Below are 17,411 nucleotides of genomic sequence, written 5' to 3' on the forward strand. Positions count from 1 at the left end.
GGACCAGCTAAAAAGCTGTAAATGACAATTATCATGCTTTTTTTCTATTAAGTTTTTGTAACTTTATATTTATTATTAATTGTTGCCTAAATAAATATTATGAAAAAAATACTGTTTCCAACTGATTTTTCAGATGTTTCAAAAAACGCTTTTATTTATGCATTAAAACTAGCCGATGCGGTAAATGCCGAGATTGTAACTCTGCATGTTTACGAAGCAGATTCACCTGCATATTTAGACGCTTCCATTTATTTACAGGAAATTTATGAATATGAAGAATTGAGCGAATTCGAAAATTATAAAGATGCTGTACCTCTGTTGCGAAACATAGCCCAAGCCAATGATTTAGGGCATATTCAAATTAGTAACGTTCTTATACAAGGCAGTCTGGTAGCCGAAGTTCTCCAGATTTCCAAAAAAGAGAAGATCGATTTTATTGTTATGGGAACCAAGGGAGCAACCCATCTTAGACAAATATTTTTGGGAACTACACTAACCAAAATAATGGACGAATCCAAAATAACCGTTTTGGGTATTCCAGAAAATTGTGAATACAAACCTATCAATAGAATATTGTTTACAACAAAGTATCATTTTGACGATATTGATGCCTTGCAAAAAACACAAAATTTAGCTAAAGTATTAAATGCTCACATCGACTGCTTGAATATAAAACCGCCTCACAAGGTGCATAATGACGATTTTGCTGCCGATTTTAAAAATGTTTTCAATAATTCCGATGTTACTTTTCATTCCGTTTTAAGCGATGATACCGAAGGGGCAATTTTAGATTTCATACAGCGAAACAGCATAAATATGATCGCAGTTCATATAAAACACAAGGGATTTTTTGAAAAACTTTTTCAAGTAAGCCTTTCCAAAAAACTAGCTGTTAATATCAATATTCCATTTTTATCTGTTAAGTAAAAATATACAAACAGAACATTCTGTATTAATTAAACTTTTAATTCACATACAATGAAAAAGATTTTATTTCCAACCGATTTTTCTGAAGTCGCCAATAATGCTTTTATTCACGCTTTAGAATTTGCAAAGATTGTCAATGGAGAACTCGTGTTGTTGCATACTTTCGAATTGCCCATTATTGACAATCAATTTATTCCAGAGAACTATTATAACATTTTAGATTCTTTGCAGTTAGCACAGTATGATATGTTTAAAGACCAAATCCCAAAGCTTCGTGAATTAGCTCAAAAACAGCATTTGGAGAACATTAAGCTAAATCATAAAATCATGGAAGGCGATTTGATTTACAGTATTAAAAGAGCCATAAAAGAAGAAAAAATCGATTTTGTTATCATGGGAACTTCAGGAGCCACAGGCTGGGAATCCTTTTTTATTGGTTCCAATACAGGTGCAGTAGTAACAGCAGTAGATGTTCCAGTGCTTAGCGTACCTGTTGAATCCGAATTCGCTAAAATCAAAACAATTGGTTTTACCACTCGTTTTAGAGACAAAGACAAATCTGCTTTGCGTCAAGTTCTTAAAATTGCCAAAAAAGCTCATGCAGAAGTTAAGTGTCTGTATGTAAAAACGAGTAAATCAGACGTTTCGGAAGAAACAATTAATCAATGGAAAAATGAGTTTGGGAACGAAGCCGTTGATTTTATAGTTATGAATACTGATTTGGTTAAAGAAACTATTTTGGATTTTGTATCTCATAAAAACATCGATATTTTGGCAATGATAACCCACAAAAGAAATTTTTTCTCCGAGCTGTTCAACCCAAGCCTGACCCAAAAAATGTCTAATGTTTCAATTGTGCCAATATTAGCGATGCATGAAGAATAAATTGTAGAAGTCAGGAAAAAGATTTTAGATTTTTCAATTGCCATTGATATTGCCATTGAAATTAAAATTGATTTTTGTTATTGAAATTGCCATTGCCATTGAAATTCTGATTCCCTACATTTGTATATCATTAAATCAAAAGATGGAAATATATAAAAGCAATAGTCAAAGCTATTCTCAGGAGTTAAAAGCAATCAATGCCAAATACAATACTATTAGCTTTCTAAGGTTCATTAGTGTTTTGCTTCTTTTAGGGAGCCTATTTTATTACATAAAAACCAGCGAATCAGTATTTGTCATAACGGCAATTGTATTGTTCGCTGGTTTTGTTGTTTTGATGAGAATTCATTCTAAATTATCCTTTCAGAAAAAGATAAAAACGGCTCTCATAGCTATTAACGAAAATGAAGCTACATATTTGGAACGAAAATCAATCCCGTTTGAAAATGGCGCCGAATTCAATGATTTTCATCATCCGTATGCCTACGATTTAGATATTTTTGGAGACCATTCTTTGTTTCAAAATTTAAACAGAACAGCCACTTTTATTGGTAAAAAGACTTTAGCAAAGCAATTATTGACACTTTTGCCAAATGATGAAATACTAAAAAATCACAAAGCTGTACAGGAATTAAAAGAAAAGTTAAATTGGCGTCAGGAGTTTTTAGCTTTCGCCAAAGTGGGGCAGGACAATGAAGCATTTTATAAAACCCTGCTGCAGTGGAGAGTTTATAATAGTAAGCCTTTATCTAAAGCATCGGTGGTAATTTCGTATTTATTTCCAGCGTTGTTTGCAAGTTGTCTTATCGCTTATTTGGTGACTTCAAATATGGTTTTCCTGACATATTCCTCTTTTGTGTTTGTAATTAATTTAGGTGTTTTGGGTAATTTCACAAAGCGGATTCAAATGGAAATTGCACAATCCGAAAATATCAATACAATAATCAGTCAATACAGCTTATTGGTTCAAAAAATTGAAAAAGAAAATTTTAAATCGGAAAAGTTGAAAGATTTGCAGCAAAAATTAAACTTTAAAAACCAAAAGGCCAGTGCACATCTTCAAAAACTAGCAGAGTTGTTTTCTAATATGGAAACTATTGGGAATTTTGTGACTGCTTTATTATTTAACGGAACATTTCTTTTTAATCTTCACGTTTTAAAGTCGATGATTGCTTGGAAAAAAGAACATGCTGAAGTTTTAGAAGAATGGCTGGAAGTTATTGGCGAGTTTGAAATGCTCAATAGTTTGGCAAATTTTGCATATAATAACCCAGATTTTGTGTACCCTGAATTGAATGCTGATTATGAAATTTCTTTTTCTAATCTAAGCCATCCTTTATTAAATCCAGCGACTAGAGTAGGGAATGAGGTACAGTTTCAGCCGCAATCTTTTATGATTTTGACAGGTTCTAATATGTCAGGCAAAAGTACTTTTTTGCGTAGTTTAGGAATTAATATGGTGCTTTCAGGAATGGGTTCTCCAGTTTGCGCGAGCCAGGCAAGTGTACATCCGTTACCAGTTTTAGTATCTATGCGACTCTCGGATTCGTTATCTGACAGTGAATCTTATTTCTTCGCTGAAATAAAACGCTTGAAGCAAATCATGGATGAACTGGAAGCAAATCCAGCCTTTGTTCTTTTGGACGAAATTCTGCGTGGCACCAACTCCGATGATAAACGAAATGGAACCATTGAAGTGGTTAAGAAAGTAATTGCCAAAAAAGCAATCGGTGCCATTGCCACACACGATATTGAAGTTTGCTTGACAACAAATGAATTCCCAAATATTCTTACCAACAAATGCTTTGAAGTCGAAATCAACAGCAATGAACTGCATTTTGATTATACTCTTCGTGACGGCATTTGTAAAAACAAAAGCGCTACTTTCTTGATGAAAAAGATGGGGGTTATTTAAAAAAATAATTTATTTCAAACTTTTATCATTGGTAGAAATCACTCTTTAAAAACTGTATTTAAAATATTAAAATTCAGTATTTTAAATAGAAAACAAATTGGTGTTTTGTTTTTCTATTGGCATTTTTATTGTCAAAAACCAGATTTCCTGCCACAATTTTAATATCTAATTTGAGTTTATTAGAAATAGTAAGTGTTGTAATTTATATCCAACATCTCTTAGATACGTTTAACCAATATTGATTTGAAGTTTTTTAGCAATTATTATTGATTTTGGAGACTGCTGTTTTTAATTAATAATGAAAAGATGAAAGGAAAAATTATTGCTTTGATACTGTTTTTTGTCTTAGTCATTTCTTGTTCCAAAGAAGATGATGAAGGCGGAATGACTGTAGATGGGAATCCGGTTGCCAATAATCAAAAAACATTAGGGGCCTCTTCCCATGATTTACTGGCCGATGATACTTTCAAAAGTATGGTTATTGAAGTGGCTTATGTTCAGGGATATGAACCGTCAGTTGCAGCAATCAATAATTTTGTTGCTTTTTTGAGTGAACGGGTGAATAAACCTCTTGGAATAAATGTTGTAAAAAAACCTATTGCCTCACAAGGAAAAGCGACGTTTACTAATCAGGAAATTGTTGCGATAGAAGATGCCAACAGAACGGAATATAATTCTTCAAATCAAATTGCTGTTTGGACTTTTTTTGTCGATGGAGCTTCGTCCAGTAATACAAGCACTTCCTATATTTTGGGAACGGCTTACAGAAATACTTCTTTTGTTATTTTTGAAAAAACTATTCAGGGATTAAGTAGCAGCCCGTTTCAACCAAGTAGAAGTTTACTAGAAACGACAGTCATTGAGCATGAATTTGGACACTTATTTGGGTTGGTTAATTTGGGAGCAAAAATGCAAACTAATCATGAAGATACTGCTCATTCAAAACATTGCAATGTGCAAAGCTGTTTGATGTATTGGGATTCAGAGTCCGGAAGCAGTATTGGTAATATGGTCTCAGGCGGAACGGTACCAAAATTAGATGCCCAATGTATCGCCGATCTCAGAGCAAATGGAGGAAAGTAAAATTTAGAATATAGAAATTAGAAAATTAAAACAGAAAACAAAAAAGCATGAAAAAAGCAACCTACTTAGCAATAGCTCTATTTTTTGGGGGAATAACAGTATCCCAATCGCAAAATTATGATCATAAAATGAGTGGAGGAATAAAAGGGGGATATAATTTGGCCTCAGTAAGTTTTGATGGGAATGGAGAAACAGATCAGCGCCATGGATTTCATATTGGGGTTTACGGTGAATCTTTTATCAGTGAAAACTTTTCTATTCAGCCTGAATTATTGTATTCACAACAAGGATATGAGATAAAAGATGCCAGTGGAACATTTAAACAAAAATTAGATTATATCAATTTTCCGGTAATGCTTAAAGCTTATCCTTCAAGGAATTTCTTTTTAGAAGTTGGTCCCCAAATTGGGTTAGCTATTAAGCATAAAGAAGAATATAATGGATTTTTCAGTAGTTCCCAAGAGTATGACCCGGATAGTTTTGATTGGGGAATGAATTTTGGGGTAGGATTTAAATCAAATTCTAATATAAGTTTTGGAGTACGTTATCATTTAGGTTTGGGAGATTTGTACGATAGTAGTAAAGCATATAATCGGGTTTGGCAGTTTTATGTTGGATTTGATTTGTAATTAAACAAGAAAAGGATTTGACTTAAATTCATAAGTCAAATCCTTTTTGATTTTGGTGAAAACAAAAAAACCAAAACTCTGGTTAGGAATTTCGGTCTTTTCAAATATAAAAATGGTTTTGGTTAGTTTAGTATTTTGAGGTAATTAGCTGTTTAGCATTACTGGCATCACAAGCATTGTTACGGTTTCGCCTTCTTCCAGTCCATCTATTGGAGTCAGGATTCCGGCTCTGTTTGGTAATGACATTTCGAGCATAATCATGTCCGATTGCAGGTTGTTCAGCATTTCGGTTAAGAAACGGGAATTGAATCCTATCTGCATATCGTCTCCTTGGTAATCACATGTCAGTCTTTCTTCGGCTTTGTTGGAGTAGTCTATATCTTCTGCAGAAATGTTTAATTCGGCTCCAGCAACTTTCAAACGAATCTGGTGTGTTGTTTTGTTAGAGAAAATAGCGACACGACGTACAGAACTCAATAATTGAGAACGATCCATCATCAATTTATTTGGATTCTCTTTTGGGATAACCGCTTCGTAATTTGGGTATTTTCCATCGATTAAACGACATAACAAAATGTAGTTGTCGAAAGAGAAAGTAGCATTCGAATCGTTGTATTCTATTTTTACTTCAGCATCTGAGGTGCTAAGGATACTTTTTAGAATGTTCAAAGGTTTCTTTGGCATAATAAACTCTGCCACTTGAGATGCTTTTACATCGGTACGGGTATATTTTACCAATTTATGGGCATCTGTTGCTACAAAAATTAAACCTTCTGGAGAAAATTGGAAGAAAACCCCTGACATTACCGGACGCAAATCGTCATTTCCTGCTGCGAAAATGGTTTTGCTTACAGCAGTTGCCAAAACATCTGCAGGTACAAGCGTTACTGATGGCTCTTCTAAGTTTACAGATTTTGGAAATTCTTCTCCCGGAGCATACGCCAAGGCATATTTTCCAGAGTTTGAACTGATTTCTATAGTGCTGTTTTCTTCAACAGTGAAAGTTAAGGGCTGCTCTGGAAAGGTTTTAAGGATTTCCAATAATAATTTTGCAGGTACTGCAACACTTCCTTTACTTTTGGAGTCAATAGCCAATGTTGCAGACATAGTAGTCTCCAAATCGGATGCCGAAACAGTTAATTCGTTATTATTTAATTCAAATAAGAAGTTATCCAAGATTGGCAAAGTATTGTTACTGTTGATAACGCTACCTAAAACTTGTAATTGTTTTAATAAGTACGAACTCGATACTATAAATTTCATCTGTATTGTTTTGTTTTTAATGGTGTACTTTTTTTAAATAAAATTTGTGATACACTTTACAAATATATTGTAAACTATTCTAGTATTGCAAATTTTTTATTAACATCTACTTACTGTATTTTCTTTTTCTAAGGAATGTAAATCCTAGACCAAATAGCCCTAAAAATAGGATTGGAATCCCGATAGTTAGGAACTGAGTGAAAGTATAGTTTTCATAAACTTTTTCTTTATCCAATAGAGGCAAATCAAGATCTTTGCTTCTAATGTTAATAAGTCCTGTGTCGTCCAATAGGTAATTGACGCAATTCATCATAAAATCTTTGTTGTCGTATAAATTCCCAGATCGTTGGTCATAGCCTAATTCTACGGACTGCCCTGCTTTATCCAATTGATTTTTTATAATGTCTCCATCCGCAATCACAATCATTTTGCTTTCTTTTCCTTTGACTGCGAATGATTTTTCTTCAAAAGGCAAAACACGGTTCTCAAACATAGAATGAAAAGATCCTTCCAGTAAAACCGCCATAGGAATATTTCCTTTATTGAGGTAATCAGCTGGTGAAGTTTGCTCAGAGACCATATTTAGGCTGATTTGGACAGGAGTTCCTATTTTTTTCGAATAAGGAGAAGACTGCAATAAAACCGTTTTCTTGATTCCGTTTTTCAAAGTATCCATTGCATTGGCAAAATCAAATTTGATGCCTCCAAGGTTTTTTACAATCGGATGTTTGCTGATAGGATACACCTGAGGCGCAAATTTCCAGTTGAAATCCTGATATTGTGTCCCGCTTCCTTGTTCTCCGCTGGCGAGTTTTATAGGGCTTCCTTGCTCGTCTTTTACCAAATCAGGATTGATGCGCACTCCATATTTGAAGAACATATCATTTAGGTTCAAATCTTTTGGAAAAGCTAAAGTTGCTCCAGTTGGGTTGTAAAGACTGTCCATTTCTGCATTGACCTGATCGATAAGCCAGAGGGTTTTTCCTCCATGGATAATAAATTGATCCAGAACCAGTTTTTCTTCATCGGTAAAAGCTTCGGTTGGTTTGGCAATGACGGCCAAATCATAATTCTGCAATGATTTTAAAGTCCCTTCAGGATTTTTTGCAACTGAATCTAAAGTAAAAGGACCTATGAAATAACTTTCGCGCACCTGCATCAGAAATTTGGCAATATGTCTTTCTTCCAGTTCGCCGTTTCCTTTTATGATGGCAACTTTCTTTTGTTTGCCTTTAGAAATTTTATTGATTCCGTCAGATATTGAATATTCAAGATGCTGAACAGAACCAATTACTTTTTGGGTGGTATTAGTTCCCATAATGTTTTTCAGCAATGGGATATTGACTTCTTTGTTGTTGTAAACTGCAATTGCCCAAGGAAAAACCATTGATTGGGATTGTTTCCCTTTATCGTCAACGGTTATGTTTATTGGCGTTAAGCCTTTTCGGTACAATTCCTTAATTTTATCCATGCTTTCGTCCTTGTTCTCTAAAGGATCTACAAATTCGATAATAATATTAGAATTATACGCTTGAAATTCTTCCAAAAGCTGTTTGGATTCCAGCTGTAATCGCTTGAATTCAGCTGGTAATTCCCCTTGCAGATATACTTTTATGGATAAAGGAGCTTTTACCTCTTTGATGATTTTTAAAGTGGTTGGCGAAAGAGTATAGCGATGATCTTGCGTTAAATCAAAACGATGAAAAAAGAAATTGCTGATGATGTTCAAAAGCAAAACTGCTGCAACAGTAATCAATAATGATTTGGCGTTTTTTATGTTAAATGCTTTCATTACGATTTGATAGATTTTAAATTAAAGACTGTGAAAGAAAGGAACAGCATGGCAATACTAACAAAATAGATGACATCTCTAGTGTCTATAACGCCCCGGCTCATACTCTTGTAATGATCCTGCATTCCGAAATGCGAAATGATAGAAGAAAAACCAGGTAAAATAGAAGCCAATCCCTGAAATCCAAAATAGAAAAAGAAGCACAGAAAAACGGCAATGATAAACGATACAATCTGATTCTCGGAAACTGATGAAGTGAAAATTCCAATAGCAGAATATGCCCCGATTAAAAACAATAATCCGAAATAAGAACCAAGAGTACTGCCTAAATCCAGATTTCCTTCAGGCGAACCTAAACTCCAAATCACTTCCACATAAATAAAAGTCGGGATGATCGCCATTATAATTAATAAAAAAGCGCCCAAAAATTTTCCGTTTACAATTTCCCAAAGACTGATAGGTTTTGTAAGTAATAATTCAAGTGTTCCTTGTTTTTTTTCATCAGAAAAACTGCGCATGGTTACGGCTGGAATCAGGAATATTAAAATCCAAGGAGCTAAAGTAAAAAATGGTGTTAAATCGGCAAAACCTGTGTTTAAAATATTATAATCTCCTTCAAAAACCCAAAGGAATAAGCCGTTTCCAATTAAGAAAAGAGCAATTACTAAATATCCGATTGGGGAACCAAAAAAGGATTTTATTTCGCGAAATACGATTGATTTCATTTGTGTCTTTGTTTAATCGTTTATTTGTTCATTTGTTCATTTGCTGCAAAGGCGCAAATATACTAAGTATTTTAATCAGCTTCAGTTTCTGAAGTCTGAAAACTGCGATCTGCCGACAGGTTATTGCAAGCTTACTAATTTATCTACACTCCAAGCCTCCGGTTTTGCATTGAATAATTGTTTGGTAAATGTCCAAACGGTATTAAAAAGTTCAGAATTGCGGTAGTTTTCTAAATCCGCTTCGGTTTCCCAATAACTATAGGTAAAGAAAATGCTTTTATTGTTTTTATCCTGATACAGTTCGAGAAAACGGTTTCCGGGTGCATTCCGTATTTTATCTTTCATTAATTCGAAGTTTTCCAAAAAGGCAGGAATATTTTCCTCATGAAAACTCAGTTTTACTATTCGTACAAACATGTTTATATTATTATTTAATGCAAAAACAATTATACTTTCAATGGGCAATATCAAAAATCTATTTTCTCTTCTCTATATTCTTTTTTCTAAATCCTAAATTGTTAATCAACAATCTAAAATCTTAATTCTTAAATTGTATAGAAACAACATCTCTATAATTAAGCCCTAATAAAGTGCTTGCTGAACCAACGGTTAATGGATTGCTCCTGAAAATGGCAATTTCGAGAAAACCGGCTTCGTTGAAAATGGCTAATTTTTGACCTTCATAATATTTTACAGGATATTTATCAGAACTGGCAATAGCCGAATAATAAGGTAAAATAGTCTTGATGGTCTGGTTTCGGTATACAATTTCATAATCTCTTCCTTTGGCAGACTCTAAAAATTGTTTCTTGGAAATATTAGTCACCACATTTCCAAAATGGTCTATATAAATTACGTTTCCTTTTAGCAGGCTTCCATCTTCTGATAAAATAACCTGCAAATCGGTCACTTGTTTTAGATTATTTATTTCTTTGCCAATAACATTAAGAACGCCACCTTTTGCGACATGACAGGCGACTGTAACAAAAACATCCAAATCGGTAGCTTCGCTATGAAGCCGATCGTGAATGGTTATGGCGACTATTTTTTGCGGCATTATTTTTTGCGAAAGCATACTTAGAATGCCGTTATCAGCCGCAATGAAGAAATGATCGTTCCATTGCATCACAATATGCTGGTTTTCTTTGTTGGATTCTAAATCAACTCCAATAATATGAACAGTCCCTTTTGGAAAACTGTCATAGGAGGCCGAAATAATGTAACTGGCTTCTGCTGTGTTGAATGGGTCGATGTAATGTGAAATATCAACAATTGATACATCAGAATACTCAGACAATATCTTTCCCTTCAGCGCACCGACAAAGTGGTCTTTCAAGCCATAATCGGTAGTAAGGGTAATTATTGACATAAAATTGTTTATAACTATTGGGTTTTGCAGTAACCGAAACTTATTTTTTCTTAAATTTGAGAAATGCAAAGCTAAAGTATTTTATACTTTATTTGAACAGAATTTAATTAGAATTAAAAACAAAAATTTATGCCTAAGTTTATTGTTATTTTATTTTTTTTCTTTTGTAGCCTGCATTGTTTTAGCCAGAACGGTTTGTCAAATACCACAACAGATAAATCGAATTTTTCAGGTAAATCAGGTAAAATTGAAAAAGAAAAAATAAAAGCTGTTACAGTCAGAGACATAAGCGGAACAGAGATTGAGTTGCTTCTTAACAACAATCTTTGTGAGATTTTATCAATTAAGCCTTCTGATTTATTGAGTGAAAAAATGTTAAAAAAATTAAAAGCTAACGTATAATTAGAACTAGAATTGCTCAAATTCTGGAAAAGATGTTTTTTAGTGTTATTTACCTATTTAGAAATTAAAAACTGCGGTATAATAAATTGCAGCGTAAAAATTGATTAGTTTAATATCAATTAATTAACTTAAAAACTTCTTATTTTGAACGAAAGAATCATCGAGCTCATCGACATTGCTCCCAAAGATTTCTGGGGCACACACGACTCTCATTTGGAGTCAATCAAGAAATATTATCCAAAACTAAAAATTGTTGCAAGAGGCACAACTCTAAAAGCATTTGGCGACAAAGATGTTTTAGATGAATTTGAAATGCGGTTTCAGCGCTTGATGTTACATTTTACCAGATACAATACTATAGATGATAATGTAATTGAGCGAGTTATTCAAAGCGATTCCCAAGAAGAAACCCGAGTATTTGGACACGACAAGATTTTAGTTCATGGTGTAGGCGGAAAAATCATTAAAGCTATGACTGCTAATCAGCAATTGCTGGTTGATACTATGGAGAAAAATGATATGGTCTTTGCTGTTGGTCCTGCCGGAACCGGTAAAACCTATACTGGTGTTGCCATGGCGGTAAAAGCTCTTAAGGAAAAACAAGTCAAACGTATTATCCTTACTAGACCTGCTGTTGAAGCTGGCGAGAATCTCGGTTTTCTTCCCGGCGACATGAAAGAAAAACTGGATCCATACATGCAGCCTTTATATGATGCATTGCGGGATATGCTGCCTAATGAAAAACTGGAGGATTTTATCTTGAAAGGAATTATTCAAATTGCACCTTTAGCTTTTATGAGAGGAAGAACTTTAGATCATGCTTTTGTAATTTTGGACGAAGCACAAAACACTACGCATTCGCAAATGAAAATGTTTTTGACGCGTATGGGTAAAAATGCTAAGTTCATGATAACCGGAGATCCAGGTCAGGTCGATTTACCGCGAAGAACAATATCAGGGCTCAAAGAAGCTTTGTTGGTTTTAAAGGATGTAGAAGGTATTGGTATTATTTATCTTGATGATAAAGATATTGTTCGCCATCGATTAGTGAAAAAAGTAATTGATGCTTACAAACAAATCGAAAACAATGATTATTAAAGTTAAAAGACGAAATAATTAAAAATATAAGGAGAAGCTCGCAATTGAGGTTCTCCTTTTTGTATATAATAAATAGAAATTCCTGTTTGTTTTTGCTAATTAAAGTTAACAGATCTATATAATTAAGTTGAATGCATTTCATGAGAAAATGACTTTTTGGGTATGTTATTGAAAAGCAATAAATTTGCAGTGATTAAAATGAAATTGAAATTTGAAAATGCCGAAACAAAAAATAAAAGTAGTAATAAGCGATTTAGACGGAACATTACTCAATTCAGACCACACGATATCAGCCTATACCAAATCTGTTTTTCAAGAACTGCACAAACAAAATTATTTGATTATTGTTGCCACTGGTCGTCATCACTTGGATGCCATGGCAATAGTTAATAATTTAGGTTTTCCTGTTTATCTGGTAACATCAAATGGAGCAAGAATTCATTCCCCGCAAAGAGAACTATTGTATTCTTTTGATATGAATGGGGATTCGGTGAAATCCGTTTTAGCATTGGATATTGACCCAGAGATTACAACCGTTTTATTTAGAGAAACTGTTTGGCAAACTTCCAAAACGAATAATAAGCTCAATGCTTTTCAGAAAGATTTAGTCTATCCGCCTCAAGTTGTAAATTTTGCCGAGCTGGACGATTTTAATGCCATAAAAATATTTTTTACTCATGATAACCATCAAAAATTAGTTGATTTAAAAGAGAAAATTCTAGAAACTCATGCCGATGATTTTCATCACGCCTTTAGTCTGCCTATTTGTTTGGAGTTTATGGACAAATCCGTTGATAAAAGTGCTGCTATTGCTAAGATTTTGGAGCAAGAGGGGTATTCTTTTGAGGAGGCTATATCTTTTGGAGATGGTTTTAACGATGAAAAAATGCTGAATGCAGCAGGAATTGGTTTGATTATGGGGAATGCTCCAGAAAATTTAAAAGAAAAATTGCCTCATTTGGAAGTGATTTCAAGTAATAATGAAGACGGGGTCGCCAGATATTTGTCTTTGAATTTAGACGGAATTGAAACTAAGCTAAAGAAAATAAAAGCATAGGAAAATGACAAAAAATAGTAAGGAAGAGGTTTTTAGCTAGTAAATAGAACTTTTGGTTTTCCTTGCGTTCTCTATTAATTAGTTTTAAATTTGCATTCATAAAAATAACAACAACACACTACTAATGAGCAATACAATTACCACTACCAATTTTAATTTTCCGAATCAAAAATCAGTGTATCGCGGAAAAGTAAGGGAAGTTTATAATATAAATGATGATTTACTTGTGATGATAGCCACTGACAGGCTTTCGGCATTTGATGTGGTTTTACCAAAAGGAATTCCATACAAAGGTCAGATTCTAAATCAGATTGCTACAAAATTCATGGAATTGACTCAGGATATTGTACCAAATTGGTTAATTGCAACTCCAGATCCAAGTGTGGCTGTTGGTCATTTATGTGAGCCTTTCAAAGTTGAAATGGTAATTAGAGGTTATGTTTCCGGACATGCAGCGCGTGAATATGCTCTTGGCAAAAGACAAATTTGCGGCGTTACAATGGTCGAAGGTTTGAAAGAAAACGATAAATTTCCAGAACCGATTATCACGCCAACAACCAAAGCTGATAATGGTTCTCATGATGAAGATATTTCTCGTGAAGACATTTTGGCTAAAGGTATAGTTACCGAAGAAGATTATTTAGTTCTGGAAAAATACACCCGTGCTTTATTTCAAAGAGGGACTGAAATTGCTGCCAGCCGTGGTTTGATTTTGGTAGATACTAAATATGAATTTGGTAAAACCAAAGATGATGTTATTGTATTGATTGACGAAATTCATACTCCGGATTCTTCCCGTTATTTTTATTCAGAAGGGTATCAGGAAAGACAAGACAAAGGCGAAGAGCAAAAACAATTGTCTAAAGAATTTGTAAGACGCTGGCTGATTCAAAACGGTTTTCAAGGTTTTGAAGGACAAAGTATTCCAGACATGACAGATGAATATATTGAAACGGTTTCGGACAGATATATAGAATTATACGAAAATATTCTTGGAGAAAAGTTTGTGAAAGCTGATATTTCGAATATTAATGAGCGTATTGAGAAAAATGTTTTAGCTTATTTGGCACAACGATAATTTGAGTCAAATCGCTAAACAGCGATATTATTTATAAACCATAATTCATTGATTTGAGTTATGGTTTTTTTTATGCGGTTTTTTAATCTATCGTCTCCAATGGTTGAAACCGCTGTCTATGGTAAATTGTCGTTGTTTTTTATTTCCAAAATAGAAACTTTGCTGGCTCTTTTAGCCCCGATAGAAGTGAAAATCCTTTTTATTTTTCCTTTAAAAATAAAAAGATTGAAACGGATAGCGGGAACCCATACTTGCTAAAAAAGCCTATTGCTTCGCTCTTTGTTTTTTATATTGAAAATTTTTTAAGCAAAAAAACTCTTCACGAGGAAGAGTTTAGGATGATTATTTTTTGGTAATGTCTTCAAGAACAGCTTTGTTTTCGTAATTAATCACTTTGATTATGATTTCCTGATTTTTTCTTGTTTTACCTTCGATAACGTATAATTTTCCTTTTTTGAAAGGGACATTACTTTTATCAAAATCAACATCTCCAAGTTTTAGAGTAGTTTTGATATCGGTGGTATCAACCCACTTTTGGGATAAAATAAGGGAAGCTTTATCGGAATAGAAAAAGGGTTTAGTGCTTAAATCATTCAAAACCCTTGCATTTGGGAAATAATTGCAACGGGTATCTTTTCCGCTGAATATAGCGGCTACAATAAATCCTCCCATTATTAAACCTATTAAATAGTAGGCAAAACGCTGTATAAAATTCATATTTATTTTTTCGGCAAAGGTATGGGAAAGTTTAGTTAAAAAACAATTAAATTGATGTCGTTATCGGGTAAATCAAACCAATCGCCAATGGCTTTGTTGGTAAGTATGCCATGATACAGATAAACACCGTTTTTTAGGCCTGAGTTGCAGCGGATAGCGCTTTCAATTCCACCATCTTCAGCAATCTGCAGTAAATAAGGAGTGATAATATTGCTTATGGAAAGAGAAGCTGTTTTTGAATAACGTGACGGAATATTAGGAACACAATAGTGTAAAACATTGCTTTTAATGAACGTTGGTTTTTCGTGAGTTGTAACTTCTGATGTTTCGAAACAGCCACCAGTGTCAATGCTTATGTCAACAATTACGGCACCTTTTTTCATGTGCTCGACCATGGTTTCACTCACTACAACTGGGCATCGTTCAGCTCCTCTCATAGCACCGATAGCTACATCACAGCGTCTTAGTGCTTTGAGTAATGCTTTTTGCTGAATGGTTGAAGTGAAAATACGCTGGTTTAAGTTGTTTTGCAGACGGCGGAGTTTGGTAATTGAGTTGTCAAAAACTTTTACGCTGGCTCCAAGCCCAATGGCAGTTCTGGCGGCAAATTCACCAGCAGTTCCTGCTCCAATAATTACAACTTCGGTAGGTGCTACTCCTGTAATGTTGCCAAATAACAGTCCTTTTCCGAATTCATTGGTAATCATTAATTCGGCGGCAATTAATATGGAAGCGGTTCCGGCAATTTCGCTCAATGCTTTTACGGCAGGGTAGGAGCCGTCGGTGTCTTTCAGGTATTCAAATGCGAGTGCAGTAATTTTTTTACGGGATAAAGTTTCGAAGTATGATTTTTTTCTGGTTTTTAATTGAATGGCCGATAAAACAATTGTTTTGGAATGCATCATTTCGATTTCGGCAATTGTCGGCGGTTCGACTTTTAAGATCATAGGACAGCCAAAAACTTTTTTGGTGTCTTGAGTTATTTCGGCACCAGCTTCACTGTATTCTTTATCGCTGTAACTGGAACTTACTCCAGCCCCGGCTTCAATCATTACTCTATGACCTTGATAGGTAAGGGAATTCACCGCATCAGGTGTGAGACAAATGCGTCTTTCTTGGTAACTGTTCTCTTTTGGGATTCCTATAAAAAGTTGGCTTTTGTGTCTAGCGATTTCTAGTTTCTCTTCTTGAGGCAGTAATTGTTCTTTTGTGAATGGGCTTAGAGACATTGATTTCATGTAATTAGTGGTACAATTTACAAAAAAGATTCTTAATTATTTCGTTAGTTTTTAGTTTTCAGTCACAGTTTTCAGTCAGAAAAGAGTGCTAATTTTAAAAACTGCACAAAAAAGGATTTATTATTTTGCAAATGATTTTAAAAAAGTTAATTACAATATTCATAGTGAATACTGCAAACTGCGACTGAAAATTGGGTATTAATATTTTTAAGAAAGCTACAATTCGATTACTTAAATTATTTGGCTTAAGATAGTATTTTCTCCATTTTAATATCGGCTCTTTCATAAACGCCTGCTTCGACAGGAATTTCGATAAAACCAAAACTTTCATATAAATGTATTGCAGGCTTTAATTTACGATTGGAATACAGAATTAATTTTTGAATTCCTTTTTCTTTTGCCTCATTCAAACAATGTTCCATTAGTTTTTTACCTATGCCTAATCCTTGATTTCCATCTGATACGGCCATTTTTGTTAATTCAAATGTGATGTCGTCGATTTTCAATAAAGAAACCGTGCCTATAATTTGACTGTTGTATTGGGCGTAAAAAATCATTCCGCCTTTGTCTATTATTTCACCTTGAGGGTCAGATAATACTTTTTTATCTTTGGGTTCAATCTTAAAGTATTTTTGAAGCCATTCCAAATTTAAGGTTTTAATAGGTTCTTTTAATTCGATTGTAAAAGGGATGATTTTAACTTTATTGGTTTCTAAGCTCATAATTTTGTTACTTTAATTCCAATAAACGCTCTCTGCTTGGCAGTAATTCAATTGTAATTACGGTATGCTGTTGCGGAATCAAACCTGCAATTTTTTCAGACCATTCGATGAAACACCAATTTCCGGAATACAAATAATCATCAACGCCCATATCCAAAGCTTCTGTTTCTTTGTTTAATCGGTAAAAATCAAAATGATAAACCGTTTGATTTGTGTCAGTTTGGTATTCATTCACCAATGAAAATGTTGGACTGCTGGTTGCATCTTGTACGCCTAGTGTTTTGCAAAGCTGTTTGATTAAGGTTGTTTTGCCTACGCCCATATCCCCATTGAAAAGGATTACTTTATTTGGGTTTTGATCTAAAACTTGTTGAGCAACTTCTGCAAGTTGTTCTATAGAAAATGTGATAGTCATTTTTTTAAATATTCTGTTATGCGTTTTGTTTATTGATTTAGACCTAACAGGTTTTTAAAACCTGTTAGGTCTGTATTAAGCTATAATTATTAATAG

18 protein-coding genes are annotated in these 17,411 nt (G+C 34.0%); 9 read left to right on the forward strand and 9 right to left on the reverse strand.

What is annotated here, in order from left to right; translation table 11 throughout:
* The first annotated feature begins 99 nt into the window (after window positions 1-99).
* From CLU83_RS05065 to CLU83_RS05085, 5 genes are all read left to right on the forward strand, one after another.
* Window positions 100-927 (forward strand): universal stress protein, encoded by an 828-nt coding sequence (locus CLU83_RS05065; RefSeq protein WP_100430608.1) that lies wholly within the window; start codon window positions 100-102, stop codon window positions 925-927.
* 51 nt (window positions 928-978) lie between these two features.
* Window positions 979-1,812 (forward strand): universal stress protein, encoded by an 834-nt coding sequence (locus CLU83_RS05070; protein WP_100430609.1) that lies wholly within the window; start codon window positions 979-981, stop codon window positions 1,810-1,812.
* A 142-nt stretch (window positions 1,813-1,954) separates the two neighbouring features.
* The gene (locus tag CLU83_RS05075; RefSeq protein WP_100433622.1) at window positions 1,955-3,727 is read left to right on the forward strand and encodes a DNA mismatch repair protein; all 1,773 of its coding nucleotides are present in this window, start codon (window positions 1,955-1,957) and stop codon (window positions 3,725-3,727) included.
* Between the two features lie 306 nt (window positions 3,728-4,033).
* Window positions 4,034-4,810 (forward strand): membrane metalloprotease, encoded by a 777-nt coding sequence (locus CLU83_RS05080; protein WP_100430610.1) that lies wholly within the window; start codon window positions 4,034-4,036, stop codon window positions 4,808-4,810.
* 47 nt (window positions 4,811-4,857) lie between these two features.
* Window positions 4,858-5,439 (forward strand): porin family protein, encoded by a 582-nt coding sequence (locus tag CLU83_RS05085; RefSeq protein WP_100430611.1) that lies wholly within the window; start codon window positions 4,858-4,860, stop codon window positions 5,437-5,439.
* Window positions 5,440-5,583: 144 nt separating this feature from the next.
* Here the strand turns inward: CLU83_RS05085 and dnaN are convergent, their stop codons facing one another.
* The 5 genes from dnaN to CLU83_RS05110 form a co-directional block, all read right to left on the reverse strand.
* The gene (gene dnaN / locus CLU83_RS05090; protein ID WP_100430612.1) at window positions 5,584-6,702 is read right to left on the reverse strand and encodes a DNA polymerase III subunit beta; all 1,119 of its coding nucleotides are present in this window, start codon (window positions 6,700-6,702) and stop codon (window positions 5,584-5,586) included.
* Between the two features lie 106 nt (window positions 6,703-6,808).
* Entirely contained in the window at window positions 6,809-8,494 is a 1,686-nt protein-coding gene (gene gldG, locus CLU83_RS05095; RefSeq protein ID WP_100430613.1) for a gliding motility-associated ABC transporter substrate-binding protein GldG, read from the reverse strand.
* Complete coding sequence (gene gldF, locus CLU83_RS05100; RefSeq protein ID WP_100430614.1) at window positions 8,494-9,219, reverse strand: gliding motility-associated ABC transporter permease subunit GldF; 726 nt, start codon at window positions 9,217-9,219, stop codon at window positions 8,494-8,496. Before gldF ends, gldG begins: the two co-directional genes overlap by 1 nt.
* A 120-nt stretch (window positions 9,220-9,339) precedes the next feature.
* On the reverse strand, window positions 9,340-9,636 hold the full coding sequence (locus CLU83_RS05105) for a putative quinol monooxygenase (protein ID WP_100430615.1): 297 nt from the start codon (window positions 9,634-9,636) through the stop codon (window positions 9,340-9,342).
* 121 nt (window positions 9,637-9,757) lie between these two features.
* Complete coding sequence (locus CLU83_RS05110; protein WP_100430616.1) at window positions 9,758-10,588, reverse strand: S-adenosyl-l-methionine hydroxide adenosyltransferase family protein; 831 nt, start codon at window positions 10,586-10,588, stop codon at window positions 9,758-9,760.
* A gap of 129 nt (window positions 10,589-10,717) precedes the next feature.
* Between CLU83_RS05110 and CLU83_RS05115 the strand changes: the two genes are divergently transcribed.
* The 4 genes from CLU83_RS05115 (at window position 10,718) to CLU83_RS05130 (ending at window position 14,223) form a co-directional block, all read left to right on the forward strand.
* Window positions 10,718-10,990, forward strand: a complete 273-nt coding sequence (locus CLU83_RS05115; protein ID WP_100430617.1) for a hypothetical protein — start codon at window positions 10,718-10,720, stop codon at window positions 10,988-10,990.
* A 144-nt stretch (window positions 10,991-11,134) separates the two neighbouring features.
* Entirely contained in the window at window positions 11,135-12,088 is a 954-nt protein-coding gene (locus tag CLU83_RS05120) for a PhoH family protein (RefSeq protein WP_100430618.1), read from the forward strand.
* A 217-nt stretch (window positions 12,089-12,305) separates the two neighbouring features.
* Window positions 12,306-13,145 carry a Cof-type HAD-IIB family hydrolase gene (locus tag CLU83_RS05125; RefSeq protein WP_100430619.1) on the forward strand — a complete coding sequence of 280 codons (840 nt, stop codon included), beginning with the start codon at window positions 12,306-12,308 and terminating at the stop codon, window positions 13,143-13,145.
* Between the two features lie 124 nt (window positions 13,146-13,269).
* On the forward strand, window positions 13,270-14,223 hold the full coding sequence (locus CLU83_RS05130; RefSeq protein WP_100430620.1) for a phosphoribosylaminoimidazolesuccinocarboxamide synthase: 954 nt from the start codon (window positions 13,270-13,272) through the stop codon (window positions 14,221-14,223).
* A gap of 342 nt (window positions 14,224-14,565) precedes the next feature.
* On the opposite strand, the gene CLU83_RS05135 is transcribed toward CLU83_RS05130, so the two are convergent.
* The 4 genes from CLU83_RS05135 to tsaE form a co-directional block, all read right to left on the reverse strand.
* A complete protein-coding gene (locus CLU83_RS05135) occupies window positions 14,566-14,940 on the reverse strand; it encodes a DUF4258 domain-containing protein (protein ID WP_100430621.1) in 375 nt (124 codons plus the stop codon).
* Between the two features lie 35 nt (window positions 14,941-14,975).
* Complete coding sequence (locus CLU83_RS05140; RefSeq protein ID WP_100433623.1) at window positions 14,976-16,169, reverse strand: alanine dehydrogenase; 1,194 nt, start codon at window positions 16,167-16,169, stop codon at window positions 14,976-14,978.
* Window positions 16,170-16,423: 254 nt separating this feature from the next.
* Window positions 16,424-16,900 (reverse strand): GNAT family N-acetyltransferase, encoded by a 477-nt coding sequence (locus tag CLU83_RS05145; protein WP_100430622.1) that lies wholly within the window; start codon window positions 16,898-16,900, stop codon window positions 16,424-16,426.
* Between the two features lie 7 nt (window positions 16,901-16,907).
* Entirely contained in the window at window positions 16,908-17,315 is a 408-nt protein-coding gene (gene tsaE, locus CLU83_RS05150; protein WP_100430623.1) for a tRNA (adenosine(37)-N6)-threonylcarbamoyltransferase complex ATPase subunit type 1 TsaE, read from the reverse strand.
* Window positions 17,316-17,411: the final 96 nt, after the last annotated feature.

The sequence above is a fragment of the Flavobacterium sp. 1 genome (assembly GCF_002797935.1).
Taxonomy (GTDB): domain Bacteria; phylum Bacteroidota; class Bacteroidia; order Flavobacteriales; family Flavobacteriaceae; genus Flavobacterium.

What these genes read in the sequence shown, in the direction of transcription:
- CLU83_RS05065 (WP_100430608.1), top strand. Translation starts at nt 100, where the DNA reads ATGAAAAAAATACTGTTTCCAACTGATTTTTCAGATGTTTCAAAAAAC.
- CLU83_RS05070 (WP_100430609.1), top strand. Translation starts at nt 979, where the DNA reads ATGAAAAAGATTTTATTTCCAACCGATTTTTCTGAAGTCGCCAATAAT.
- CLU83_RS05075 (WP_100433622.1), top strand. Translation starts at nt 1,955, where the DNA reads ATGGAAATATATAAAAGCAATAGTCAAAGCTATTCTCAGGAGTTAAAA.
- CLU83_RS05080 (WP_100430610.1), top strand. Translation starts at nt 4,034, where the DNA reads ATGAAAGGAAAAATTATTGCTTTGATACTGTTTTTTGTCTTAGTCATT.
- CLU83_RS05085 (WP_100430611.1), top strand. Translation starts at nt 4,858, where the DNA reads ATGAAAAAAGCAACCTACTTAGCAATAGCTCTATTTTTTGGGGGAATA.
- dnaN (WP_100430612.1), bottom strand. Translation starts at nt 6,702, where the DNA reads ATGAAATTTATAGTATCGAGTTCGTACTTATTAAAACAATTACAAGTT.
- gldG (WP_100430613.1), bottom strand. Translation starts at nt 8,494, where the DNA reads ATGAAAGCATTTAACATAAAAAACGCCAAATCATTATTGATTACTGTT.
- gldF (WP_100430614.1), bottom strand. Translation starts at nt 9,219, where the DNA reads ATGAAATCAATCGTATTTCGCGAAATAAAATCCTTTTTTGGTTCCCCA.
- CLU83_RS05105 (WP_100430615.1), bottom strand. Translation starts at nt 9,636, where the DNA reads ATGTTTGTACGAATAGTAAAACTGAGTTTTCATGAGGAAAATATTCCT.
- CLU83_RS05110 (WP_100430616.1), bottom strand. Translation starts at nt 10,588, where the DNA reads ATGTCAATAATTACCCTTACTACCGATTATGGCTTGAAAGACCACTTT.
- CLU83_RS05115 (WP_100430617.1), top strand. Translation starts at nt 10,718, where the DNA reads ATGCCTAAGTTTATTGTTATTTTATTTTTTTTCTTTTGTAGCCTGCAT.
- CLU83_RS05125 (WP_100430619.1), top strand. Translation starts at nt 12,306, where the DNA reads ATGCCGAAACAAAAAATAAAAGTAGTAATAAGCGATTTAGACGGAACA.
- CLU83_RS05130 (WP_100430620.1), top strand. Translation starts at nt 13,270, where the DNA reads ATGAGCAATACAATTACCACTACCAATTTTAATTTTCCGAATCAAAAA.
- CLU83_RS05135 (WP_100430621.1), bottom strand. Translation starts at nt 14,940, where the DNA reads ATGAATTTTATACAGCGTTTTGCCTACTATTTAATAGGTTTAATAATG.
- CLU83_RS05140 (WP_100433623.1), bottom strand. Translation starts at nt 16,169, where the DNA reads ATGTCTCTAAGCCCATTCACAAAAGAACAATTACTGCCTCAAGAAGAG.
- CLU83_RS05145 (WP_100430622.1), bottom strand. Translation starts at nt 16,900, where the DNA reads ATGAGCTTAGAAACCAATAAAGTTAAAATCATCCCTTTTACAATCGAA.
- tsaE (WP_100430623.1), bottom strand. Translation starts at nt 17,315, where the DNA reads ATGACTATCACATTTTCTATAGAACAACTTGCAGAAGTTGCTCAACAA.